The sequence below is a fragment of the Pantoea sp. X-Soil-MYKO-1785 genome (assembly GCF_059730675.1).
This window is the reverse complement of the sequence record NZ_AP036000.1, coordinates 2,750,103-2,776,181: the sequence shown is the minus strand read 5'-3', so window position 1 is coordinate 2,776,181 and position 26,079 is coordinate 2,750,103. Positions and strand designations below refer to the sequence as shown.

The following is a 26,079-nucleotide window of genomic DNA, read 5'->3' as shown; positions in this document are numbered from 1 at the left end:
CGCATCAGACCTGATAATCCATCACCGGCTGTTGCAGAATTTCGACTTTCTGCACCCGGTGATTTTCTACCTGTAGCGTCCGCAACAGGTAGTCTCCCAGCTGCAGCTCTTCCCCTTCCTGCGGAATATGTTGCAGCCGGTCCATCAGTAAGCCGGCCAGGGTATGGTAATCCCGCTGCTCTTCCAGCGGTAATTTCACATACAGCGCCAGGTCGTCCAGCGGCATATGGCCGTTGGCTATCCAGTGGTTTTCACCCTGAATCTGAATATCGTAGCGGGCATCGATTTCGCCCGCCTCATTTGGCAGGTTACCGGCAATGGTTTCCATCACGTCACTCAGGGTGACCACCCCCTCAACCGATCCAAACTCATCCACCACAAAGGCAAAATGGGTATGCGCCTGGCGAAACTGCTCCAGCGCCTGCAACAGCGTCAGGCGTTCAGGAAACACCAGCGGCTGGCGAATCAGCGCCCGCAAATCGAGGGAGTTGTTATGCAGCGACTGGTGCAGCAGATCGATAACGTGGACCACGCCAAGCGGTTCGCTGGAGTGGTCGGTCATCAGAATCCGGGTGTGCTGATTACGGTCGAGGCGCGCCATGATTTCAGCCGGATCGTCGCTCAGGTCGATATGTTCAACGTCATGACGTGAGGTCATAATGCTGTTAACGTGGCGCTGTCCCAGCCCCAGTACCCGGGCAATCATCACCCGTTCCTGGCGGTTGAACAGCATCGTCGCGTCACTGTCGGCAATCAGCGAAGAGGTTTTCGCATCCAGCTCTGCCGGTTCCGCCGCGCCGCGCAGTAGCCGCAGCACCGCTTCGGCAGTGCGCTGACGTAACGGCCGGCCAGCCGAGAGCACCCGCCGACGGTTAAACTGCGCCAGTTGATTCAGCGCCTCAATCAGCACCGAGAAGCCGATGGCTGCATAGAGGTAACCTTTCGGAATCGCAAAGCCAAAGCCTTCCGCTACCAGGCTGAAGCCGATCATCAGTAAAAAGCTTAAGCAGAGAATGACAATGGTCGGGTGACTGTTCACAAAGCGGGTCAGGGGTTTACTGGCCAGCAGCATCAACAGAATGGCGATGGTCACCGCAATCATCATTACCGGCAAATCATTGACCATTCCGACCGCCGTAATCACCGCATCGAGCGAGAAAATGGCGTCCAGAACCACGATTTGCGCTACCACTGGCCAGAATTTAGCGCCGCCTTTTTGTTGACCGGCGTCATCATCATGGCCTTCAAGGCGCGAATTTAACTCCGTTGTGGCTTTAAACAGCAGGAAAATTCCGCCTGACAGCAGTAACAGATCGCGCGCGCTAAACGCGTGACCCGCCAGCGTCACCCACGGTTGGGTCAGCGTAACCAGCCAGGAAAGCGAGGCCAGCAGCAGTAAACGGCACACCAGCGCCATCAGCAGGCCAATCACCCTGGCGCGGTCGCGCAACGCCGCGGGCAGCTTCTCAACCAGAATGGCGATGAACACCAGATTATCGATACCCAAAACCAGTTCGAGAACGATTAGCGTGACTAATCCTGCCCACAGTGACGGATCTGCAATAACCTCCAGCATGCGTTATTTACCTGAATGTCTTTAATTGAGTTTTGTCTGATGATAGTGGAGTGTGACGCCCGGTACAAATGCCGCAGCCGGCGGTGATCCACCGCTGGCAGCAATCCAGCCGCAATAATTTTGTCACCGTACAGGAGATGATTTGATTAAATTCGCACTGATTCAGCAGCACAGATGACGGGTGATATTTTCAAATGCAGGGATATCCCGCTGTATGGCTTATGCGATTTATCCTGGTAGTGACATGGCATTAATCTGAATTATGAAGAAAGGATTGCACTGCTGCTGAGGCGTCAATACTAATGGCTGGTAGTCTTTTTCCTAAAATAGTCCAGGGATGGCGGGGCCTACTTGTAAACAAGCCAGTAATAACTAGTATAGCAACGAGTTTGCAAAAGTCTGCGCCCATGTCGTAATTCGCGTGACCCATCGACGTCAAATGTTGTGAATTGTGATCTCGTCCGATAACTGATGCATTAAGCGTCAATGCGACGCTCTGTGCAGAGCAATTTGAATGATGACAGCGGTATTGGCAGCGACAGCCAAGGGCGGTAGCGTGCCTGAATCGCGTTTATCGTTTATTAAATGAGCGCCTTTCAGGTCGGTTAAAGTCAGAGTAATCTGTTGGAATTAATCACAATAATGCTGGTTTTATGGTTAAGATCGTTGGCGTAAAGGCCGCAGGAGCTCCCCTCAGAAACGGCTCAGTCCTGAGAATTTATACCGCTCAATAAATATACAGGCGAGAGACGTGGCGGGTTTAAGGAAATAAAATAAAGAGTTAAATATGCGCGATACAGAATTTACGTTTAAAAGTCTTATCACCAAATTAATGCTGGCTTGCTCAGACTTAATTTGTTTCAACGCAGCGTTCTTTGTGGCGATGATGCTAATTAATATGCAGTCGGATTCGCCACTGGCAGATATTTCTGAAAAAGAAATGAATTTAAAAATTGCCACCCACATCTGCCTGTCAGTAATTTGTATTGGCTGGTTCTGGGTCAGGCTGCGTCACTATACATACCGCAAACCTTTCTGGTTCGAATTAAAAGAAATTTTTCGTACCATTCTTATATTCTCGGTTATTGATCTGTCGATTACCGCATTGTCGCAGTGGCAGATGTCGCGTTTTGTCTGGTTACTGACCTGGCTGCTGGCGCTTATTTTCATCCCGACCTGCCGCGCGCTTTCTAAGCGAGTGCTCAACCATTACGGGTTGTGGAAAAAGCAGACCATTATTATCGGCAGCAGCAAAAATGCCCATGAAGCCTGGCAGGCGCTGCAGAGCGAAGAGGTGATGGGTTTTGACGTCATCGCCTTCTACGACGTAGATGGCACCTGTCCGCAAGGCATTCTCGATGGCGTGCCGGTGCTGCGCGATGAGCAGGAGCTGTGGAGCCTGACCAATAGCGAAACCCAGTTTATCGTGGCGGTGGAGTTTGAGCAGAGCCAGTATCGTGATAAATGGCTGAAATCGCTGGCGATGCACAATTGCCGTTCGGTATCGGTCATCCCGACATTACGCGGCGTTCCGCTGTACGGCACCGATATGGCGTATATCTTCAGCCACGAAGTGATGATTTTACGCGTACAGAACAATCTGGCGAAACGCACCTCGCGTTTCCTGAAGCGCGCCTTTGATATCGTCGGTGCTCTGTCGATTATTCTGATGCTGATGCCGGCGCTGCTGGTACTGGGCTTCCTGGTCGGCCGCGACGGTGGACCGCCAATTTATGGACACGAGCGTGTCGGCATGAATGGCCGCAAATTCAAATGCCTGAAGTTCCGCTCGATGGTGATTAATTCTAAAGAAGTGCTGGAAGAAGTGCTGCGTACCGACCCGGTGGCGCGCGCGGAGTGGGACAAAGATTTCAAACTGAAAAATGACCCGCGCATTACCAAAGTGGGCCATTTTATCCGGAAAACCAGTCTTGATGAGTTGCCGCAGCTGTGGAACGTGGTGCGCGGCGACATGAGCCTGGTCGGTCCCCGTCCGGTTATTGAAGATGAACTCTGTCGTTATGCCGGTGATGTTGATTATTACCTGATGGCAAAGCCAGGCATGACGGGATTGTGGCAGGTCAGCGGTCGTAATGATGTTGACTACGAAACCCGCGTCTATTTCGACTCGTGGTACGTGAAAAACTGGTCACTGTGGAATGACATCGCCATTCTGTTTAAAACAGTCGGTGTGGTGTTGAAGCGAGACGGTGCGTATTGATTGTGAGGCGATAAGAGCGCGTTAACCGCGCGCTCTCGTGGTTCGGTGCCGTTGTCAGGCGTGTCGTTGTTAGCGACCATCGTCAGGGAGAAAGTAGATTGTCATTACCGTTGCGTAATCCTCTGCTACTGTTATTCCGCCCTGATAGATGGTTACTACTTATAACAATTGGAGCAAAGGATAATGAACGACAGGTTCAGTGCTTAATTAAGTTAGTTTTACTTTTTGTTGGACGCTTACACAGCGGCGTATTCGCCTCTATCAATCAATAACTGATAGCGAAGATCTAAATGATTACAATCAAAATGAAATTGATACCCTTGCTGGTATCCGCCACTTTTCTTAGCGGGTGTACGATCGAACCAGGTCAGCGCCTTTCCACATCGGGAAAAGATGTCATTGAGCAGCAGGACAGCAACTTTGACATCGATAAGTACGTCAATGTCTTTCCGTTAACCCCAACGCTGGTCGAGAAAATGCGTCCTAAGCCACTGGTGGCTCAGGCGAACCCTTCTCTGCAGAACGAAATTCAGAACTATGAATACCGTATCGGTATCGGCGACGTTCTGACCGTAACCGTCTGGGATCACCCTGAGTTAACCACGCCGGCCGGTCAGTACCGTAGCGCCAGCGACACCGGTAACTGGGTACATTCAGATGGTACGATTTTCTACCCATACATTGGTAAAGTCCGCGTAGCAGGCCGTACCGTCGGCGAAGTGCGTAATGAAATCGCCCGTCGCCTGGCGCAGTACATCGAAAGCCCGCAGGTTGATGTCAGTATCGCCTCGTTCAAATCGCAGAAGACCTACGTGACCGGTTCGGTGACCACCTCAGGTCAGCAGCCGATTACCAACGTGCCGTTGACGATTCTGGATGCCATCAACGCCGCAGGCGGTCTGGCAGCGGATGCGGACTGGCGCAACGTGGTGCTGACGCACAACGGTCGCGAACAGCGCGTCTCACTGCAGGCACTGATGCAGAACGGCGACCTGAGCCAGAACCATCTGCTCTACCCAGGCGATATCCTTTACGTTCCGCGTAATGACGATCTGAAAGTGTTTGTGATGGGCGAAGTGAAGCAGCAGGCGACCCTGAAAATGGATCGCAGCGGCATGACGCTGGCTGAAGCGCTGGGCAACGCGGCCGGGATGGATCAAACCACCTCTGACGCCACCGGCGTGTTCGTTATCCGTCCACTGCGCGGCACCGATCGCAACAAGATTGCCAACATCTATCAGTTGAATACCAAAGATGCGGCATCAATGGTCATGGGTACTGAATTCCAACTGGAACCGTACGACATCGTCTATGTCACCTCCACGCCGCTTACGCGCTGGAACCGTGTGATCTCGCAGTTACTGCCAACCATTGCGGGTATCAACGATGTGAGCGAGAGCGCACTGCGTATCCGCAACTGGTCAAACTAAGGTTTCACCATGATTACGTCCGTGTTAGTCGTATGCGTCGGCAACATCTGCCGCTCTCCCACCGGAGAGCGCCTGTTTAAACGCGCGCTTCCCAATACTCAGGTCAGTTCGGCCGGTCTGGGCGCCCTGGTAGGGCGTCCGGCTGACCAGACCGCCAGCGACGTGGCGGCCGCACATGGCCTGTCGCTGGAAGGACATCAGGCACAACAGCTGACGGCAGAGATGTGCCGCAACGTTGACCTGATTCTGGTGATGGAGAAGCGTCAGATTGAACAGGTGAATCGCATTGACCCGGCCGCGCGTGGCAAAACCATGCTGCTTGGGCACTGGCTCAATCAGAGAGAAATTGCGGATCCGTACAGAAAAAGCCGTGAGGCCTTTGAAGAGGTTTACGGGTTACTGGAAAACGCTACCCAGAAATGGGTCAACGTATTAAGCCGATAGTTGGGATTATCCATGAATATAAAAAACAAGGTTAGAACCGCGCCGGGAGAGGATTCGAATGGATGGGATCTGGCGCATCTTGTGGGACAGCTTATTGATCATCGCTGGATCATTGTTGCCGTTACCGCTTTCTTTATGCTGGCGGGCACGCTCTACACACTGTTTGCGACACCGATTTATAGCGCCGATGCCTTAGTCCAGGTTGAGCAGAAGAATGCCAGCACCGTTCTGAACGAACTGGACAGCATTCTGCCACCAACACCTGCCTCAGATACTGAGATCGAGATTCTTGAATCGCGCATGGTGATCGGCAAAACCGTTGACGATCTGGGTCTGGACACCGTGGTTGAGCAGAACTACTTCCCGGTGATCGGTAAAGGTCTGTCACGCCTGATGGGCAACAAGCCATCAAACATCGCGATTTCGCGGCTGGAAATCCCACGCACTATCGACAAGCGTAACGTTGAACTGGAAGTCACCGGTCCGGACAGCTACACCGTGTCGAAAGATGGCGATGAACTGTTCAAAGGTAAAGTCGGTCAGCTGGAGTCGCACGGCGATATCACCATGCTGGTGAGCGAGATTCACGCCGATGAAGGCACCAGCTTCACCGTGACCAAGCTGAACAATCTGCAGGCGATCCGTTCGGTGCTGTCTAACCTGACCGTTGCCGACAAAGGTAAAGACACCGGCGTGCTGGGTCTGGAGTATCTGGGTGAAGATCCCGAGCAGATCAGCAAAGTGCTGAACCAGATCGTCAACAACTATCTGTTGCAGAACGTTGAGCGCAAGTCTGAGCAGGCAGAGAAGAGCCTGCAGTTCTTACGCACTCAGTTACCGCAGGTTCGCGCCAAACTGGATGAAGCAGAAGACAAGCTGAACACCTTCCGTCGTCAGAACGAATCGGTTGACCTGTCACTGGAAGCGAAATCAGCGCTCGACTCGTCGGTCAGCGTGCAGAGCCAGTTGAACGAACTGACGTTCCGTGAAGCCGAAGTGTCTCAGCTGTTCACCAAAGATCACCCGACTTACCGCGCGCTGCTGGAAAAACGCAAAACGCTGGAAGGTGAGCAGGCTCAGCTGAACAAGAAAATCTCTGGTATGCCACAGACTCAGCAGGAAATCCTGCGTCTGACCCGTGACGTGCAGTCCGGTCAGGAGATCTACATGCAGCTGCTGAACCGTCAGCAAGAGCTGGGCATTAGCAAAGCCAGCACCGTGGGTGATGTTCGCATCATCGATGGCGCCGAAACCGCTAACTCGCCGGTAGCACCGAAGAAAATGCTGATTATCGCCGCCAGCCTGCTGTTAGGTCTGTTCGTGTCGGTCGGCCTGGTTCTGCTGAAAGCGCTGCTGCATCACGGCATCGAAAACCCGGATCAGCTGGAAGAGCTGGGCATGAATGTCTACGCCAGTGTTCCACTGTCAGAGTGGCAGCGTAAGAAGGACACCGAAGCCCTGGCACGTCGCGGTAACAAGGTGAAAAGCGATCCGCACGAAACGCTGCTGGCGCTGGGTAATCCGACTGACCTCTCCATTGAAGCGATTCGTAGCCTGCGTACCAGCCTGCACTTCGCGATGATGGAAGCCAAAAACAACATCCTGATGATCACCGGCGCCAGCCCGGGTATTGGTAAAACCTTTATCTGTGCCAACCTGGCCACTCTGGTGGCGAAAGCGGGTCAACGCGTGCTGTTTATCGATGGCGACATGCGTCGTGGTTACACCCACGAACTGCTGGGCGCGGATAACAAATCAGGCCTCTCCAACGTGCTGTCCGGTAAAACGGAGTTCAGCCCGGCGCTGATTCAGCATGGCGTTTACGGTTTCGACTTCCTGCCACGTGGCCAGGTCCCGCCGAACCCGTCTGAACTGCTGATGCATCGTCGCATGGGTGAGCTGCTGGATTGGGCGAGCAAGAACTACGACCTGGTGTTAATCGATACGCCACCGATTCTGGCGGTTACCGATGCGTCAATTATCGGTAAGCTGGCCGGCACCTCGCTGATGGTGGCGCGTTTCGAGGCCAACACCACTAAAGAAGTGGATGTCAGCTTCAAACGCTTTGCCCAGAACGGTATTGAGATTAAAGGTGTGATCCTCAACGCCGTGGTGCGTAAAGCAGCCAATGCGTATGGCTATGGTTATGACTATTACGATTACGAATACGGTAAACCAACCAAAAGCTAATCACTGAGTTGCAGGGGCGGTCTGACCGCCCCTTTTTATCGCACCTTTGAATGACGACACGCATCAATTTACACAGGTGATTCTGTATATAACCAACAAAAGCGATGAAGGTATAAATCGCATGGCGAGCGTCACTCAACAGAATTCATCACCAGCATGGCATCAGCCTGTCGCCCGCCCGGAAGGGTCAGCGCGCCGGGCACGCTGAGACGTCAGCCGGGAAGGCAATCAGCGTCGCCGACTGTTGGCATGAGAACTTGTGGAATTAAGGAATCACACCATGGCTCCATATTGGTATGTATCAGGGTTTTTACTGGTGATGTCGCTGGTTGAACTCCTGCTGAAAAAAGACGAACGAACCAACCATCTTCTGACTTATCTGCTCTGCATCGCGACCGTAACGCTGATTGTCTTCGGCGGCATACGCGGTCTCGGCACCGGGATGGATGACTACCAATACCGCAACTTCTTCGAAGATTTTATCCGGCGTATCCAGGTCAACGGCTTCTTCAATACCGTGGCATTCTTCCGCTACGAACCGCTGATTTTTGCGATCGCCACCCTGACCAGCCTGATCTCCCATAACGCCAGCACCTTCCTGTTTGTTTTTTCCATCCTGGCGGTGGGCACCAACGCAATCTTCTTCAAAAAGCTGTCGCCGTATCCGGTGATGGCGCTGGCGCTCTACTCGGCGCATATCTTCATTAACAAAGATATGAACCAGATTCGCTTTGGTCTCAGCTCGGCTCTGTTTCTCGGGGTGATCTGGGCGCTCTACCTGCGGCGCTACTGGCTGGCAACCGGCTTCTTTGTGCTGTCATTCCTCAGCCACAACACCGCCGTAATGGTGGTTACGCTGATCCCGTTCCTGTTTATGCGTGAACGTCGCTGGTGGCCGATTGCGATTATTGTGCTGAGTATCCCGGCCTCTAAAGTCGGCGGGATGGGCTTCGTGTCGGTGATTGCCGGCCATCTCGGGGCACTGGGTGAAAGGGCAGCCAACTACAACAACGACAACTCTGCAGCGGCGACCACCGGTAGCGTTTTCTCGGTTTCCAACCTGAAGAACGTCGCGCTGGTGTTCATCTTTGTTTATTTCATGCTGAGCAACCAGCTCAAGCGTGATAACTACGATGCGTGGCGGATGAACTACCTGTTGATCATCACCTTTGCCATCGGTGGCGGCATCAGGATCTTCTTCTATAACTACTCCTCCGGCGCGCGTCTGTCGAACTACCTGCTGCAGGTGGAGCCGGTCATTCTGACGCTGTTGATTTACCAGTCGAAACGGGTCTGGAAGCCGGCGATGTTTGCCATGTTTGTCTTCTTCCAGATGTACTACCTCTACTACAACACCATCTCCCTGAAGCAGGCAGTGGTGGGGTACGAGGTGGCACGCGAATTTAAACTGGTTCACTGATGAAACCGGGGCTGGCAATGAAACGCTGTCTGCCGCTGTTGCTGATCGCTTCGCCGCTGCTGGTGCAGGCGGCGAGCGCGCCGGCCGCGATTGTTATCGCGGCCTATGGCGATTCCACCACCGCTGGCGTGACCTCGTCAGGCGGGCGCAACATCATCAGCAAAGAGAACGAAATCAGTTATCTGCAGCAGATGTTGCAGCAGAAATATGGTCCGGCGGTGCGCATTGAAAATCACGGCTCGCCCGGTGCTCAGCTCACCGAGCTGAGCAGGTCGCCGGTCAGCTGGGAGCAGCGCATGGCGCAGTCCGATGCGCGTATCATCCTGATCAATTACGCGATTAACGATGCGCGCGTCTACTCGGCTAAAAATCGGCCGGCCGGGGCAGAAAGCCCTGCGGATTTTAATCGTACCCTGACCAGCCTGATTAAAACCGCCCGAGCGCACCATAAACAGGTGGTGCTGCAACAGCCGAATCCGCTGTGTGGGCGGGCGGAGCGCTGGAACGTCTGGCCCTATGTTTACCAGCTGAACCAGGTGGCACAGCAGCAGCAGGTGCCGATTGTCCGACAGTATCAGCTGATTAAGCAGCAGGGTGACTGGCGCAGCGAAATGTCTGCCGACTGTATTCACCCGACTAAAACGCTGTATAAAAAGAAAGCTGAACAGACTTTTGAGCTGCTCAGCCAGCAATTTGACAGCGTGTTTAAAACCACCAGCTAACGTAATGATTTTATGGACTTCAGGAGCAGGGCGGTATGTACGTACTGATGATGGTGCTTTCACTGGGACTGGCGCTGCTGGTATTGCGGGCTTTCTCTTTCCATCGTGGCATTTACAACGAAAGCGGTATTAAAAGCATTTCCGGATTGCGTGCGCTGCTGGCCAGCATCGTGGCATTTTCGCACTTCGCGCATTATGTCTACGCACGCGATCATGACTGGATATTTGATAAAGACTATTTTTCCCTGCTTTCTCAGGGCAACTTTTTTGTCAACAGCGGCAAGTTTGGCGTGGCGCTGTTTTTTATGATCTCGGCCTTTTTGTTTTACCGCTGGCTGGATAACGACCGTCTGACCTCCGGCGAGCTGACCCACAAGCTGATGAAATCGCGTTTGCGCCGCATCGCGCCAATGTTCTGGTTTTCGGGACTGGTGGTGGTGACGATTGGCTGGTTACACGGCGACCTGCTGCTGAACCTGACGTCGCTGAAGCAGGCGCTGCTGTGGCTGCTGTTTGTCGGCAATTATCATATTGGCTCATTTATGACCGCCAACGTTAACGCTGGCGTCGAATGGACGCTGCGGCTGGAATGGCTGCTCTATTTGTCGATTCCGCTCAATTACCTGCTTAACCGCGTGACCGGTGGCCGCTACAAAACGTGGCTGATCCTCGGCTCGATTGGGGTGATTTTTGTGGTTGCGGTGGCGTTGCGGTTGCGGGGCACCGCCTATACCGATCCGCGTCCGGTGCTCGGGTTCGCGATGGGCTATCTGGCCTGGCAGTACCGCGACCGCTGGGTAGCGGGCCGCAACTCCGCTCAGGCAGCGGGTCTGGCGATTGTGCTCGCCGTGGTGGCGCTGTTCTTTACCAGCAGCGAGTTTTTCTACCTGATCTTTCTCTGCTGTCTGGCGCTGGTGTTTTTCATCGTCAGCAGCGGCAATGCGCTTTTTGGTCTGCTGGAAAATAAGACCCTGATGTCGGTTGGCGAAGTGAGTTATAGCCTCTATCTGATGCACGGCGTGGTGCTCTATTTCATTAAGCAGCTGCCGCTACCCGCACTGCAGCACGATTTTGTTCTTTATACCGCGCTTTCCACGCTGTTTTTTGTGGTGTCGTTTTACGTGGCAAAACTGACTTACCTGTATGTGGAAAAACCGTTTATCGGCAGCAGCAATAAGAAAAAAGTGGCGATCGAAACCTCGCCGACAAATTAGGACATCACCGGTTACCCTGCTACGTCCAAACGTTATATCTTTGAAATTGGAACTGTTTTTAATGAGGTGCTGGCAATGAAGGACATTCGCTTCTCCATCGTAATTCCTGCTTATAATGCGTCAGAATCGATTGTGACGACGCTGGATTGCGTTAAAGCGCAGACGTATCGCAATTTTGAAGTGATCATCGTTGATGATAAGTCCGCCGATGCGGCCGCTCTGGCTGAAGTGGTGCGCAGTGAGCGCTATCAGGACCTGAATATTAACCTGGTGCTCTCCGAGGTTAAGCTCAACGGCGCAGGCGCGCGTAACAAAGGTATTGAGCTGGCAACCGGCGATTACGTCAGTTTCCTCGACGCCGACGACGAGTGGCACGCCGATAAACTGCGTCAGGTGAGCGAAAAAATTGCGCAGCTGGACGCCCAGGGCAAGCAGAACGTGGTGATTTTCAGCCAGGTGAACATCTATCAGGATGGTGCTTTTCTGAAAGTGATGCCGATGCAGCCACCGGGTAAAAATGAAACCGTCGCCGAGTATCTGTTCGGCTGCTACGGCTTTATTCAGACCAGCACCATTGTGCTGAAACGCGAAGATGCAGCAAAAATTCAGTTCGATACCCGCTATATCCGCCATCAGGATTACGACTTCTGTATTCGTGCCGATCGCATGGGCTATGAGTTCGTGATGATCGCCGCGCCGCTGGCCAATTACCATCTGGTGACGAAGTTCGGCTCGAAGCACAAAGGCGAGTCGGTGAATTACTCGATGTTCTGGCTCGACGCGATGAAGCCGCACCTGACCCCGCGTGACATCCACACCTACAAAGCCTTTAAGCTGCCGCTGCGCTATAAGATGGACGGCAAGGGAATGATGGCGAGCCTGACGTTTGCCCGCTACTTCTTCCTCACCAACCAGGATAACCGCGCTTACTTTATGAACCGGGTCAAAGACAAGCTCCGGGCGCGTTTTGGCGGTGAAAAAGCGCTCTCCTGATGCGCAGTCTGGTTCTCTTTGCTCCTGACGCCAGGAGCAGCTCTCTCTCTCTATTTTGCTTATTATTCTGGGTTAAAGATGAATAATCACGTTGGAACCGTCGGCATTGTCATGCCTATGTATAACGCACGTCAGACGGTATTACGCGCCGTGCAATCGGTTATCAATCAAAGTTACGCCGACTGGCACCTTTACCTGATCAACGATAAGTCGACCGACGATTCACTCGCCTGGGTGCAGGAACAGTGTCAGGACCCGCGCATAACCATTCTGGACAACGCGGTTAACATGGGCGCCGCCGAAACCCGTAACGTCGGGCTGCGGGCCGCCAGCGAAGAGATCATCGCGTTTCTCGACAGTGACGACGAATGGCACGCCGACAAACTGGCGCAGCAGGTGGCGGCAATCGCCGCGGGTGACAACTTTGTTATCACCGAATATCACTACAAAACCCGCAATGCCGACCACGATATCACCTACAGCAAGCCCTATCTGCAGCAGGAAAACTTTGTGAAGAAGCAGTATCGCGTCTGCTTTTCGTCGGTCTGTTTCCGTCGTCCGCCTGAGGGCATCTTCTTCCAGCGTAAGGGCCACGAAGACTTCCTGTTTCTGTATGAACTGTTCACCCGCTACCGGCAGGCGCGCGTGATTCAGACCATTCTGGTCAATTATTACGAATTAGGTGATTCCCTTTCCCGCAATAAGAACAAAGCGGCGAAATGGCACCTCGAATTATTAAGAATTATCTATAAAAACAATCCTTTAAAAATCTATTACTATTACGGCTGGTATATGGTGAATGGCGTGCTGTTTACCCTGAAGCATCGTTAAGCCAATCGGCAGGATTGTCTTTATTATTTGAGGTGGATAGCGTTTCATGAAAAAAATTGTCCTGGTGATCAAAGATGCCTACTCGTATGCGGGCACCGAGAACATCTGTAACTTCATGTCAGAGTGTCTTGGCGAAACGCACGACGTCACCATTTACTCGCTGGAAGGCAGCGGAAAAACCTTCTATCCGTTTGAGCACGTCAAACAGATCGTCAGCTTTGAAGGGCAGAGCAACCCGATCAAGAGCGCGGTGGCGCGCATTCATGAAGAGGGTTTCGACACCGTTTTCCTGATCAGCATGGGTCGCCTCAGCGTGATGTTCGCCTTCTGGAACCTGCTGGCGATGAAGAAAAAGCGGGGCAAAGCCTACGCCTGCGAACATATCGCCATTAACTCCTTCAGCAAACCGATCAAGTTCCTCAAGTTTCTGCTGCTGCGCTACTACGACCGCGTGATTGTTCTGACCGAAAAAGATCATCAGGTGTTCAACCGCTGGCGCATTCCCAGCAAGCAAATCCCGAATCCGGTGGTTTATAAAGGCTATCAACGCCAGACGCGTCATCGTCAGGCGCTGGCCGTGGGGCGTCTGGATAATCAGAAAGGCTTTGATTTGATGCTGGATATCTGGCGCGACTTTGCCGGTTCTCATCCTGACTGGACGCTGGTGATTGCCGGTGACGGCGAACTGCGTCAGCAGTTGCACGATCAGGCTGCGGTGCTGGGCATTACCGACAGCGTGAAGTTTGTCGGCAAGGTCAGCAACATTAACGATTACTACCGCGACAGCGACATGGCGCTGATGACTTCACGCTATGAAGGTCTGCCGCTGGTGCTGCTGGAAGCCAAATCCTGGTCATTGCCGGTAGTGGCGTATGACTGCCCGACCGGGCCGCAGGAGATCATCAATCACGGTGAAGATGGCTTCCTGGTGCCGATGAATGACAAAAGCACCTTTCTGGCGCGGATGGAACAACTCGCCAGCGACGACGCCCTGTTCTATGCCATGAGCGAAAAAACAAAACAGACCGCGCTGAAATTCGACGGTAATCAAATCAAGCAAAGCTGGCTGGCGTTGGTGTAATTCGGTGCTGGAAAAGCGCCCTTGCGACGTGCCTCAGGGACACCGCCATGGCCGATCATCCGGCCTTATTGACTACGGGAATTGATGCATGAAAAGAAGAGAAGTTTTACAGACCGCCGCCTCCGCTCTGGTGGGGGCTCTCTCCGTGAGCACCTTTTCCAGCTACGCTGCTAAAAGTAACGGTATCGCCCTAAAGCCGGTTGATGCCACCGATGTACCGAAAGGTGATGTGCCGATCCTGACGCCGGAAAACGTTTACGCCATGCCGCCGCAGTTCTGGCAGGGCTTTGAAGGCAAACTGTGGATCGGTAAAGCCGGCACCGACGCCAGCAAGCCGGGCAACCAGATCCCGGTCTACCTGCGCGATGCCAGCGGCAAAGTGTCGCAGATCGCCCAGCCGGTAGCGCTGAACAAAGGCAACTTTTCGCAGTTTATTAAAGATAATGCGGCGCTGATCGCCGATCCGTCGCACTCGATGGCGGTTGAAGACAATAACGGCCAGATGCTGTTTAACATTACCGACGTCAGCCGTCCCGGCGCGGCAGATTTCAGCCAGCGTCTGGCGCAGCCTGCCGGTTACCAGCTGATTGGTGAAATCCCGTCAGTGGAAGAGTTACGTAAAACCCGTCCGCTGTTTGAAGGGGCTAAAGTGAAGCTGAAAAGCTGGCACGACGGCTTCGAAGTCGGCGGCGGCGAGTTTGTCGGCAGCTTTCAGCCGGCGCAGGATGATGGCGGCGTTAACTTCGCCGGCCAGGGTTTCCACTGGCGTCGGGTGGTTGAGGATTTCAACCGCCTGACCCTGTTTGATTTCGGCGCGATTGCCGACGGCAAAACCGATACCGCACCGGCGATCATGGCGATGTTTACCTGGTCGCAGCAGGCTAACCAGCAAATCTGCGTCCAGTTTCCGGCCGGCACCTTTTTTGTCTCAGTCTGCGACTTTGGCGATAAATATCTGAACTTCTTCCGCGTGTCAGGCGCGATGGTCAACTTCGGCTATTTCCCGGCCACCACCGTGGTCTCTGACGGTAAGTCAGACTTCATCTTCTCGATGAATGCGCGCCGGGTTGAGCTTTCTAACCTGATTTTCAACGGTAACAGTGACAAGAACCCGAACAAACAGGGCTTCTTCCACAATACCTGTCCTGGCGGTCAGTACTTCCGTGGTGCCTGCCTGCGTTTCAATTTTGTCGGCGGCACCGCCATCAGCCTGCAGGATACGCTGGATTGTAAAATCGACCAGTGGTACGCCTCGCGCTGCAGCGGTGACGTGATCAAATCCGGCTGGTCAGGACAGAAGCAGGGCAAGTGGGACCACAGTACCGCGATTGAGTTATCTAACTTCAATGCCCAGCACTGCCGCGGCGGTAAGGTGCTGAATCTGCCGCGCTGCGGTCAGTCGATTATTCACAACGGCTGGATTGAGCACTGCGACAACCCGGGCGACATCTCCAACGGCCAGTGGATCGTCGATGCGCTGAGCCTTGAAGATTGTAAGAATCCACTGATCGCCCACAACACCCGGCTGAATATGCGTCAGACCAGCCTGCAGTCAGGCAGCTGGATTGACAACTCCAGCCAGGGCGATCGGCTGCTCAGCATCTGGGAGATGGGCTCAACCCGTGTGGAGTCGTACGGCGTCGCGCTGGATGGCAGCCTGAAGTACAACTACATCACCTCGCGCTGGCGGTTAGAGAACAACACCAATCAGGAAACCTGGTTCGATCTCGGCAGCCTCTACTCACCGACGGTGGGAGATTCGTGGGAGATTGAAATTTTTGGTCAGGCGCAGTTCAGCAACGGCAGTGGCGATAAGCCGCTGATGAACCTGATCAGCGACAAAACCACCGGTGGCCGCGCGGTGATCCACGTTCAGCGCAAGAAAGGGCGCTCGGAAGCGAGCTGGTCTGCCGAAGGCAGTTCGCCGGTGGTCGACGTGCGCTATGTGGCTGAGCATGACACCGACGTACGGATCTTTATCAAACTGGCGGGCTGGACCCCGGCGGCGGCGGTGCTGGTGAAAACCACCGGCAAAGACCGCTTTGTTACCGGACGCTGTGCGCGGGTTAATGCCCGGATGCAGCCGGGTAATCCGCCGGCTGGTGATGCCACCAAACGGGCACCGCAGCGCTTCAGCCTGCACAACGGCAAAGCCGGTATCGGGGCCAACGAGCAGGGCGACCTGCTGATGGCGTCGCGGCCGCTGTCGGCCGAACAGGTTGATACCAGCAAGCCGGAAGGTTTTGTCTCGGTAGTGATCAACGGCAAACAGGTTGCGCTGCCTTACTTCGCCATCAAGTCGTAACCGATTCAGTTATCACCGATGCATGACGGCCGCCATAAAGGAGGCGGCCGGTCTTAACAGGAGCAGGACCCTTTGGGTGCGTTATCCCGTATTGCAGTTATTTAAACAGAGTTCATTTTGCCCGTTGCGGATCTGGGCGGCTTGCAGAATTAAAAAAATTCATTCGGAGTTGTTATGAAAATTTTATTGGTGGGTAACCATACGTGTGGGAATCGTGGGGATGGCGCGATTCTTCGTGGACTGATTGATTCAATGAAGTCTGCACGCAGTGATTTAGACATTGATGTGATTAGCCGTTATCCAACCAGCTCCGGTTATTTGCTGCAGCAGGATATTCAGCAGGATTCGCTGTTTCTGCACAATAGCAAGTCAGCCAAAGGTTTGGTCGGTTCGTTCAAGCGTAAAGTGGCGAACCGTTTGATGCCCGACATTATGATGGCGCATCTGGGCAAGGGCGGCCTGTACAAGTCGTTCGCCGTGCCGCCACATCTGAAGGCGTTTACCGAAAGCCTGGCGAAATATGATGCGATTATTCAGGTGGGCGGATCGTTCTTCGTCGACCTGTATGGCGTGACCCAGTTTGACCACGCGCTGTGTGCGCTGATGGCGAAAAAGCCGATCTACCTGATTGGTCACTCCGTCGGCCCGTTCCAGAACCCGCGCGTGAATGCGCTGGCTAACTTTGTGTTCGATCGCGTCGACAGCCTGGTGCTGCGTGAGTCCGTCAGCCTTGATCTGATGAAGCGCGATGGCGTGACCAGCTCTAAAGTGGCTGCCGGGGTAGACACCGCCTTCCTGGTGCGGGCGCGTGAGGTGGAAAACCCAAGCCATAACCTGCTGCACTGGCAGGGCATTATCAGCGGTCGCAAAACTATCGCTATCACCGTGCGTGAACTGGCGCCGTTTGATAAACGTCTGGGCGTCACCCAGAAAGAGTACGAAGCCGCCTTTGGCCGGGTGATCAATGCGATGATCGCCGACGGCTATCAGGTCGTCGCGTTCTCGACCTGTACCGGGATCGACAGCTACGCCAAGGATGACCGCATGGTGGCGCTGACGCTGCGTGACCACGTGGCTCAACCTGAGCATTATCACGTTATCATGGACGAATTTAACGATCTGGAGCTGGGCATTCTGCTGAGTCATTGTCATCTGACCATTGGAACTCGTCTGCACTCCGCGATTATTTCCATGAACTTTGGCACCCCGGCCGTGGCGATTAACTACGAGCACAAGTCGATGGGTGTGATGAACCAGTTGGGTCTGCCGCAGATGGCAACTGATGTGAAAAGCCTGATGGATGGCTCGCTGATCGACAAGGTCCAGACGGTCCTCGCCGATTACGACAACATCAAGCAAAAGGTCGACACGGCCGTTGCGAATGAAAGGGAAATTGGCAATCGGATCACTGCAGAGATTCTCAAAGTATTAGGGTAATGTGATGAAACTGACTTTTTTCACCATGCGTTTCCCGGTTGCCTCTGAGACATTCGTACTAAATCAGGTGACCCATTTTATTGATGCTGGTTACGAGGTGGAGATTATTTCGGTCTTTCCCGGTGATTTAGTCAACCGGCATGCCGCCTTTGATGAGTATGGCCTGGCGGCAAAGACGCACTATCTGCTGCCGGAAGAGAAGGTCTCGCTCGTTGATAAGCTAAACCAGCGTTTGCGGCTGGTGCTGCCGAAGATCACTAAGCCATCGCTGCTTCGTTCGCTTAACGTGCGCCGCTATGGCGCACAGTCGAGCAAGCTGCTGCTGCCGTCGATTGTTGCCAACGCCAGCCAGACCTTCACCGCGGACGTTTTCCTGGTGCACTTCGGCTATGCCGGTGCGCTGGCGAATAAACTGCGTGAGTTGGGTGTGCTGAAGGGCAAGCAGGCAACCGTGTTCCATGGGGCGGACATTTCCCGTCGTCACATCCTGGAAGAGCACAAGCTCGATTACGTTAATCTGTTTCGCCAGAGTGAGCTGATGTTACCGATCAGCCATTTGTGGCAGAACAAGCTGATCGAGATGGGCTGTCCGCCGGAAAAAATTCACGTTACGCGCATGGGAATTGAGCCGGAGAAGTTTAACTTCCAGCCACGCCAGGCGTTTCACTCACCGTTGCGTATCGTCTCGGTGGCACGTCTGACCGAGAAAAAAGGGCTGGATGTGGCGGTGAAAGCCAGTGCGATCCTGAAACAGCGTGGCGGTCAGTTCCAGTACACCATTATTGGTAACGGCGATCAGGATGAGATGATGCGTGATTTCATCACCCGTGAGGGAATGGAAGACTGCGTCAGCATGCCGGGCTTCAAGCCGCAGGACGAAATCCGCCGCGCCTTAAGTGAAGCGGATATCTTCCTGCTGCCGTCTAAAACCGCGGCTGATGGCGATATGGAAGGCATTCCGGTAGCGCTGATGGAAGCGATGGCGGTTGGTCTGCCAGTGGTCTCGACTTTCCACAGCGGTATCCCGGAGCTGATTGAGAACAACGTTTCCGGCTGGCTGGTGGAAGAGGACGATCCTGAGGCGCTGGCCGAAACGCTGCTGAAGCTGTCGCAGGGTGAAGTTGACGTCGCCCCGGTGGTCGCGGCGGCGCGCCATAAAGTTGAAACTGAATTCAATCAGCATATCGCCTACGGCGAACTGGCACAGATTCTGGAGCGACTGGCGTGAGTGGATTTAAGTCACAGGCGATCTGGCTGTTCGGCAGCACCTGCTTTTCTGCGGTGCTGCAGGTAGCGCAGCTCAGCTTTCTCGCCCGCAAACTGGAAACCCACGAGCTGGGGCTGTTAGCGATTATCAACGCCATTCTGGCGGTGGCCGGCGTGCTGCAGGATATGGGGATGAGTAGCTATCTGGTGCATCGCCAGAACATCACCCGCCGCGAGCAGAGCACCATCTACTGGGTCAACGTCTCGCTGAGCTTGTGTACCGGTCTGATCATGCTGCTGATCGCCTTCCCGGTCGCCTGGTTCTATCATCTGCCTGAGCTGGTCGGGCTGATCATGCTGACCAGCCTCAACTTCCTGGTGCTGGGACATCTGTCGCAGTATCAGGCGCACTACATCAAAACCAAGCGGATGGTGTCGCTGGCGAAGATTGAGATGGGCACCAAGCTGTTTGCCTTTCTCTGCGTAGTGGCGATGCTGGAGTTCACCTCTCTGACGGTGGCCGCAGCGATTCTGGGTCTGTTTATCAACGCCTTTACCCGTATCCTGTGCATGATTGCGCTGGGTGAGAAGTCGTGGCGTCCGACCTGGGAGTTCGATAAAGCGACCTTTTTTGGTGCCATTCGTTACGGCAGCTACCAGCTGGGCTCGCAGACCATTAATCAGCTGCGTACCCAGGCCGATGCGTTAGTGGTCGGTAAGGTGATGGGCGCTGAGATGCTGGGTGTCTACTCGCTGGCGAAAGAGCTGGTGCTGCAACCGCTGAAGCTGGTCACGCCGGTGATTAACCGCCTGGCGCTGCCGCGTTTCGCCGAGAAGCAGCACGATGCAGAACAGCTGAAGAAACTGTTCCTCAAAGGCACGCTGGGGATCATGCTGTTCAGCAGCGCGATGTACCTGGTGATTGGCATCTTCTCGCCGGTGATTGTGCGGGTGCTGTATGGACCGGCGCATGAGCAGGTCTATCACCTGATTCCGCTGATGCTGCTGTTTGGTATGCTGCGGCCGATGGGGGGCCTGACCGGGGCGATCTCGCAGGCTAACGGGCGCACCAACGTCGAGTTCTACTGGAACATCGTGGCAAGTCTGGTGGTACTGGCGGTGCTGGCGACCACCTTTATCTGGCCGAACGTGCTTTACGTGGCGCTGACGCTCTCCATCTCGCAGATTCTGATCTCAGCGCTGGCGCATCCGTTCTTTATCAAGCCGGTGATTGGCATTCGGTTTATGCCGTATGCCCGCCAGTGGGTTGCGGTTTCAGCGGTGTTTGTCGGCGTGATGATGCTGGTTAATCACTTCAATCTGTTCGTGATGCCTGAGTGGTTTGAAGGCTGGCTGTAAGCCAGCAGCAGTGACAGTAACGGGCGGCCTCAGGGTCGCCCGTTTTCATTTATCGCTGGCCTCAGCCGGTTGCGCAACGGCAGCCGAAATAGCTAATGCCGATCACGTTTACTGATTGTCTTTATTCAGTTTCTGCTGTCGCTGGCAATGGGCAAAATGCCGAATTTCCATGGTGTGACAGAGAGTTAGTGTCCGATTTTCAGATAAAGATTATACTTGCTGTTCTGGCCGATCCTGCATAATCGACCCACATCTTCATTTTATTAAACGGAATAAATATGACCAAGCTTAAAGCAGTAATCCCGGTTGCGGGTCTCGGTATGCATATGCTCCCTGCGACTAAAGCCATTCCGAAAGAGATGCTGCCTGTCGTCGACAAACCGATGATTCAGTACATCATTGACGAGTGTGTGGCTGCGGGCATTAAAGAGATTGTGCTGGTCACCCATGCCTCTAAAAATGCGGTGGAAAACCACTTCGACACCACCTACGAGCTGGAAGCGCTGCTTGAAGCGCGCGTGAAGCGCCAGCTGCTGAGCGAAGTGCAGTCTATCTGCCCGCCAGGCGTGACCATCATGAACGTGCGTCAGGCACAGCCGCTGGGCCTTGGCCACTCTATCCTGTGTGCCCGCCCGATGATTGGCGACAATCCATTTGTCGTGGTGCTGCCGGACGTGCTGCTGGATGATTCCACCGCTGACCATATGCGTTATAACCTTGCGGCGATGGTGGCCCGTTTTGAAGAGACCGGCCACAGCCAGGTGCTGGCGCAGCACATGCCGACTTCCGATCTCTCTGAGTACTCGGTGATCACCACCGAAGAGCCGATCGATCACCCAGGCGACATCAGCAGCATCACTAACTTTGTTGAGAAGCCAGAGCATCCTGCTGAGCTGAACTCTGACCTGGCAGCAGTAGGCCGCTATGTGCTGTCTGCTGATATCTGGGCGGAGCTGGAGCGCACTGAGCCAGGCGCGTGGGGCCGTATCCAGCTGACCGATGCGATCGCCAGCCTGAGCAAGCATAAAACGGTAGATGTCTCGCTGCTGACCGGCCACAGCTTCGACTGCGGTCGTAAACTGGGTTACATGCAGGCGTTTGTCTCTTACGGACTGCGCAGCAACGCTCAGGGCCGTGATTTCCGCGAAGCGATTCAGAAGATTCTCGCCAAACAACACTAACAGATTCGCCGCGCACCCCGCGGCAGAGAGAAAGGAGTTCACATGGCTATTTTGGTAACGGGTGGAGCGGGGTATATCGGCTCCCACACGGTGCTGGCGCTGTTGCAGCGCGGTGATGACGTTGTGGTACTGGATAACCTGTGCAATGCCTCGCGGGAAGCCATTAACCGCGTCGAGAAGCTGGCGGGTAAGAAAGCAACCTTCGTTGAAGGTGACATCCGCGATCGCGCCTGTCTGCGTGACCTGTTCGCCTCAAACAGCATTTCTGCCGTGATCCACTTCGCTGCGTTGAAAGCGGTGGGTGAATCAACCCGCATGCCGCTCGAGTATTACGAGAACAACGTCGCGGGAACCGTGGTGCTGCTGGAAGAGATGCGCGAAGCGGGCGTCTGGAACTTTATCTTCAGCTCTTCCGCGACCGTATACGGTGCCGATGCGCCGGTACCGTACGTTGAGACCACGCCGATTGGCGGCACCACCAGTCCTTATGGCACCTCCAAGCTGATGATCGAGCTGGTGATGCGTGACTTCGCTAAAGCCGAACCGAAGTTCAAGGCGATCGCCTTGCGTTACTTCAACCCGGTCGGCGCGCACGAGTCGGGTGAAATTGGTGAAGATCCTGCCGGCATCCCGAACAACCTGTTGCCGTACATTGCTCAGGTCGCGATTGGTCGTCTGGAAAAGCTGGGTGTGTTTGGCGGTGATTACGATACGCCAGATGGCACCTGCCTGCGCGACTACATCCATGTGGTCGACCTGGCGGAAGGGCACCTGAAGGCGCTGGACCATCTGAACAAGGTTGAAGGCTATACCGCTTTCAACCTCGGCGGCGGTAAAGGCTTCTCGGTGCTGGAGATGATCAAAGCGTTTGAGAAGGCGTCAGGCAAAGCGATTCCTTTCGAGATCAAACCGCGTCGCGATGGCGACCTGCCGGCCTTCTGGGCCGACGCCTCGCTGGCCAACCGTGAACTCGACTGGCGCGTGACGCGCGGCATCGACGAGATGATGCGTGATACCTGGAACTGGCAGAGCAAGAACCCGAATGGGTTTAATTAATCTGCGATGAAATTCAAAAAACCCGGCTAATGCCGGGTTTTTTTATGTCTGCGTTAAGCAGAATTGCACATATAGGCTAAACATTAGCCCATGGCAGATTTGTTACTGACATCCAATGCAGTTAATACGGATTAATCCTGGCGTGATAGCTGTTCATTTTAAACACAATCGAGCGCTGGCGCATGGCATTAACAGAGGAAAGGGAGAGTGTAGATGGCGCTACTATGCTGTTTTGCCAATGATTACCTTATCTGAAGCGCATCCTGAACATTGTTTAGTTAAACTTAAGTTTCTTCTGGCACAATGAAAGAATAGGCATATTATTTTTGCCGCACAAATTGTACTATTTGCGGTGGTCTCAGAACCCGTATGCGGTTGAATAAAATATCATCAGCGTACTGACAAGTTAACCTGTGAAAGCATGATTGCTATCACACAGCATATTGGTTGCTGCAAGCCAAGGGCGGTAGCGTGGCTGTTTATTCATAATGAATAAAAATTGACCCGCTTTATATGCAATAGCATGTTTAAATTTGTTAGAGGATGTGGAATGTTACTTCCCGTAATCATGGCCGGAGGAACCGGCAGCCGCTTATGGCCCCTTTCCCGCGAACTTTATCCTAAGCAGTTCATTTGCCTTCACGGCGAGCACTCAATGCTGCAGGAGACTGTTAAACGTCTGACGGGCATTGAAGCCCGTGCACCGATGGTAATTTGCAACGAAGAGCATCGCTTTCTGGTGGCCGAGCAGTTGCGACAAATTAACAAGCTATCTCATAACATTATTCTTGAGCCTGTCGGGCGTAACACAGCACCGGCCATTGCGCTTGCCGCTCTTAATGCTGTGGAGCAGGGCGATGATCCGGTGCTACTGGTGCTGGCTGCGGATCACGTCATTGAAGATCGTGCGGCCTTCCATCAGGCGATCAAGGTGGCGACCGCCCATGCCAAACAGGGCAAGCTGGTCACCTTTGGCATCGTGCCGACCGGCCCGGAAACAGGATATGGCTATATTCAGCGTGGTGAAGCACTGCCAGGTGCCGAGAACGGTCCATATCTGGTCCAGCGCTTTGTCGAAAAGCCGAACCAGAGCACTGCTGAGGAGTACCTTGAATCTGGTGAGTATTACTGGAACAGCGGCATGTTTATGTTTCGCGCGAAACGCTATCTGCAAGAGCTGGAAAAATTCCGCCCGGATATCCTTGAGGCCTGTCGTCGCGCGATGGACAACGTTAAGGAAGGCAATGATTTTATCAGCATTGATAAAGACGACTTCATCGCCTGCCCGGACGAGTCAGTTGACTATGCAGTAATGGAACAAACTGATGCTGCGGTAGTGGTTCCGCTGGCAGCAGGATGGAGCGACGTCGGTTCCTGGTCGGCGCTGTGGGAAGTGAACGATAAAGATAGTTACGGCAATTCACTGAAAGGTGATACCTTCCTGCACAATACCCAAAACTGTTATATCAACAGTGAAGACCAGCTGGTCGCGGCAATCGGAGTGGAAAACCTGGTGATTGTGAATACCAAGGATGCCGTATTGGTCGCGCGTAAAGATCAGGTTCAGGATGTGAAGCGCGTCGTTGAGTTCCTGAAAGGCGAATGCCGCAGCGAATACCGTCGTCACCGTGAAACCTACTGGCCATGGGGACGCTGTGATCTGGTGGTGAACACCGGTCGATTCAACGTCAACCGTATCACCGTAAAACCAGGTGAAGCCTTTGAACTGCAGATGCACTATCACCGCACTGAGCACTGGGTCATCCTGTCGGGTACCGCAAAAGTTACCATCCAGGATAAAACCCTGCTGCTGACCGAGAATCAGTCAACCTTTATCCCAATTGGTCATCCACATACCTTAGAAAACCCAGGCAAAATTCCATTAGAGCTGTTGGAAATTCAGTCGGGATCCTACCTTGGCGATGACGACCTCATTTTGATTAAACAACAGTTTGCAGTAAGTAAGTAAGGACAGACAAGATCATGGCAGCACTGACCTGTTTTAAAGCTTATGACATTCGTGGTGAGCTGGGCACTGAACTCAATGACGATATTGCTTACCGCATTGGTCGCGCTTATGGCGAGTTTATCCGACCTAAAACCATTGTGGTGGGTGGCGATGTTCGTCAGACCAGTGAATCACTCAAGCTGGCGCTGGCAAATGGTCTCAGGGATGCAGGTACCGATGTACTGGACATCGGTATGAGCGGAACGGAAGAGATCTACTTCGCGACTTTTCATTTAGGGATTGATGGCGGCATTGAAGTGACCGCCAGCCATAACCCGATGAACTATAACGGCATGAAGTTAGTGCGCGAAGGTGCGCGTCCCATCAGCGGAGATACCGGACTGCGTGACGTCCAGCGACTGGCTGAAGCTAATGATTTTGCTCCGGTCGATGAGAGTAAACGCGGCAGCTATAAACAGATTACCGTTTTAGATGCCTATGTTGAGCATCTGATGGGCTACATCGACCTGAATAACTTCACTAAGCCGATGAAGCTGGTGATCAACTCAGGTAATGGGGCTGCTGGCCACGTTATTGATGAGATTGAGAAGCGTTTTCAACAGGCTAATGCACCTGTGACCTTTATCAAAGTGCATCATCAGGCGGATGGAACTTTCCCGAACGGTATCCCTAACCCATTGCTGCCGGAATGCCGTAAAGATACCTCTGACGCAGTACGTGAGTATCAGGCTGACATGGGGATTGCGTTCGACGGCGATTTCGATCGTTGCTTCCTGTTTGATGAGAATGCAGAATTCATCGAAGGCTATTATATCGTTGGGCTGTTAGCCGAGGCATTCCTTAAAAAGGAGCCTGGCGCAAAAATCATCCATGACCCGCGTCTGACCTGGAACACCATTGATGTGGTAACCAAGGCGGGTGGTATTCCGGTGATGTCCAAAACCGGCCATGCTTTCATCAAAGAGCGCATGCGCGAAGAAGATGCAGTTTATGGCGGCGAGATGAGTGCACACCACTACTTCCGTGACTTTGCTTACTGTGATAGCGGCATGATCCCCTGGCTGCTGGTGGCTGAACTGCTGGCGGTGAAAGGGGAGACACTTTCCGGACTGGTTTCGGAAAGAATGAAGGCGTTTCCTTGCAGTGGTGAGATTAACTACAAAGTGTCTGATGCAAAGTCAGTTATCGTGGCGTTAAAAGAAAAATATCGTAGTAGTGCAATAACCGAAGATAATACCGACGGCATTAGCCTGGACTGCCAGGGCTGGAGATTCAATGTAAGAACTTCCAATACGGAACCTTTACTGCGACTCAACGTCGAAACTGAAGGCAATATTGAAGCCTTGAGTAAAATATTGAAAGAAATCGACTCTGTTATTAAAGCTACGACAGTTTAATTTCACCTATAGTTGATAATATTAATTTTCCAAATGATGGGTTTAAG

General features: G+C 53.5%; 19 protein-coding genes. 18 read left to right on the top strand and 1 reads right to left on the bottom strand.

All coding sequences use genetic code 11. The annotated features are described in order from the left end of the window. Positions 1–4: 4 nt before the first annotated feature. Positions 5–1,576, bottom strand: coding sequence for a TerC family protein (locus AC6I8D_RS13320; protein WP_312760272.1), 1,572 nt, complete (start codon positions 1,574–1,576; stop codon positions 5–7). Positions 1,577–2,363: 787 nt separating this feature from the next. Here AC6I8D_RS13320 and wbaP point away from each other — a divergent pair. From wbaP to cpsG, 18 genes are all read left to right on the top strand, one after another. Then, positions 2,364–3,797 carry an undecaprenyl-phosphate galactose phosphotransferase WbaP gene (gene wbaP / locus AC6I8D_RS13315; protein WP_312055479.1) on the top strand — a complete coding sequence of 478 codons (1,434 nt, stop codon included), beginning with the start codon at positions 2,364–2,366 and terminating at the stop codon, positions 3,795–3,797. Positions 3,798–4,087: 290 nt separating this feature from the next. After that, complete coding sequence (locus tag AC6I8D_RS13310) at positions 4,088–5,227, top strand: polysaccharide export protein (RefSeq protein ID WP_031375327.1); 1,140 nt, start codon at positions 4,088–4,090, stop codon at positions 5,225–5,227. Positions 5,228–5,236: 9 nt separating this feature from the next. After that, positions 5,237–5,671, top strand: coding sequence for an arsenate reductase/protein-tyrosine-phosphatase family protein (locus AC6I8D_RS13305; RefSeq protein WP_312055480.1), 435 nt, complete (start codon positions 5,237–5,239; stop codon positions 5,669–5,671). Positions 5,672–5,683: 12 nt separating this feature from the next. Continuing rightward, the gene (gene wzc, locus AC6I8D_RS13300) at positions 5,684–7,861 is read left to right on the top strand and encodes a tyrosine-protein kinase Wzc (RefSeq protein ID WP_312055481.1); all 2,178 of its coding nucleotides are present in this window, start codon (positions 5,684–5,686) and stop codon (positions 7,859–7,861) included. A 280-nt stretch (positions 7,862–8,141) separates the two neighbouring features. Then, the gene (locus tag AC6I8D_RS13295) at positions 8,142–9,281 is read left to right on the top strand and encodes an EpsG family protein (protein ID WP_312055482.1); all 1,140 of its coding nucleotides are present in this window, start codon (positions 8,142–8,144) and stop codon (positions 9,279–9,281) included. A 17-nt stretch (positions 9,282–9,298) separates the two neighbouring features. Next, positions 9,299–10,003, top strand: coding sequence for an SGNH/GDSL hydrolase family protein (locus tag AC6I8D_RS13290; RefSeq protein WP_312760269.1), 705 nt, complete (start codon positions 9,299–9,301; stop codon positions 10,001–10,003). Between the two features lie 35 nt (positions 10,004–10,038). Continuing rightward, positions 10,039–11,217, top strand: a complete 1,179-nt coding sequence (locus AC6I8D_RS13285) for an acyltransferase family protein (protein ID WP_497820331.1) — start codon at positions 10,039–10,041, stop codon at positions 11,215–11,217. Between the two features lie 75 nt (positions 11,218–11,292). Then, positions 11,293–12,210 carry a glycosyltransferase family 2 protein gene (locus tag AC6I8D_RS13280; RefSeq protein WP_312055485.1) on the top strand — a complete coding sequence of 306 codons (918 nt, stop codon included), beginning with the start codon at positions 11,293–11,295 and terminating at the stop codon, positions 12,208–12,210. A 78-nt stretch (positions 12,211–12,288) separates the two neighbouring features. After that, a complete protein-coding gene (locus AC6I8D_RS13275; RefSeq protein WP_312055486.1) occupies positions 12,289–13,041 on the top strand; it encodes a glycosyltransferase family 2 protein in 753 nt (250 codons plus the stop codon). A 46-nt stretch (positions 13,042–13,087) separates the two neighbouring features. Further along, positions 13,088–14,122, top strand: coding sequence for a glycosyltransferase (locus AC6I8D_RS13270; RefSeq protein ID WP_312055487.1), 1,035 nt, complete (start codon positions 13,088–13,090; stop codon positions 14,120–14,122). 88 nt (positions 14,123–14,210) lie between these two features. After that, positions 14,211–16,427, top strand: coding sequence for a phage tailspike protein (locus tag AC6I8D_RS13265; protein ID WP_312760261.1), 2,217 nt, complete (start codon positions 14,211–14,213; stop codon positions 16,425–16,427). 174 nt (positions 16,428–16,601) lie between these two features. After that, positions 16,602–17,864, top strand: coding sequence for a colanic acid biosynthesis pyruvyl transferase WcaK (wcaK, locus tag AC6I8D_RS13260; RefSeq protein ID WP_031375334.1), 1,263 nt, complete (start codon positions 16,602–16,604; stop codon positions 17,862–17,864). A gap of 4 nt (positions 17,865–17,868) precedes the next feature. Further along, on the top strand, positions 17,869–19,092 hold the full coding sequence (locus tag AC6I8D_RS13255) for a glycosyltransferase (protein WP_312055489.1): 1,224 nt from the start codon (positions 17,869–17,871) through the stop codon (positions 19,090–19,092). Beyond that, the gene (locus AC6I8D_RS13250; protein ID WP_031375336.1) at positions 19,089–20,429 is read left to right on the top strand and encodes a lipopolysaccharide biosynthesis protein; all 1,341 of its coding nucleotides are present in this window, start codon (positions 19,089–19,091) and stop codon (positions 20,427–20,429) included. Before AC6I8D_RS13255 ends, AC6I8D_RS13250 begins: the two co-directional genes overlap by 4 nt. A gap of 278 nt (positions 20,430–20,707) precedes the next feature. Next, positions 20,708–21,610 carry a UTP--glucose-1-phosphate uridylyltransferase GalF gene (gene galF, locus AC6I8D_RS13245; protein WP_031375337.1) on the top strand — a complete coding sequence of 301 codons (903 nt, stop codon included), beginning with the start codon at positions 20,708–20,710 and terminating at the stop codon, positions 21,608–21,610. Positions 21,611–21,652: 42 nt separating this feature from the next. Then, on the top strand, positions 21,653–22,666 hold the full coding sequence (gene galE / locus AC6I8D_RS13240; RefSeq protein WP_312055490.1) for a UDP-glucose 4-epimerase GalE: 1,014 nt from the start codon (positions 21,653–21,655) through the stop codon (positions 22,664–22,666). Between the two features lie 550 nt (positions 22,667–23,216). Beyond that, positions 23,217–24,635, top strand: a complete 1,419-nt coding sequence (locus AC6I8D_RS13235; RefSeq protein WP_312055510.1) for a mannose-1-phosphate guanylyltransferase/mannose-6-phosphate isomerase — start codon at positions 23,217–23,219, stop codon at positions 24,633–24,635. Positions 24,636–24,649: 14 nt separating this feature from the next. Further along, a complete protein-coding gene (gene cpsG, locus AC6I8D_RS13230) occupies positions 24,650–26,032 on the top strand; it encodes a phosphomannomutase CpsG (RefSeq protein ID WP_312055491.1) in 1,383 nt (460 codons plus the stop codon). Positions 26,033–26,079 lie beyond the last annotated feature (47 nt).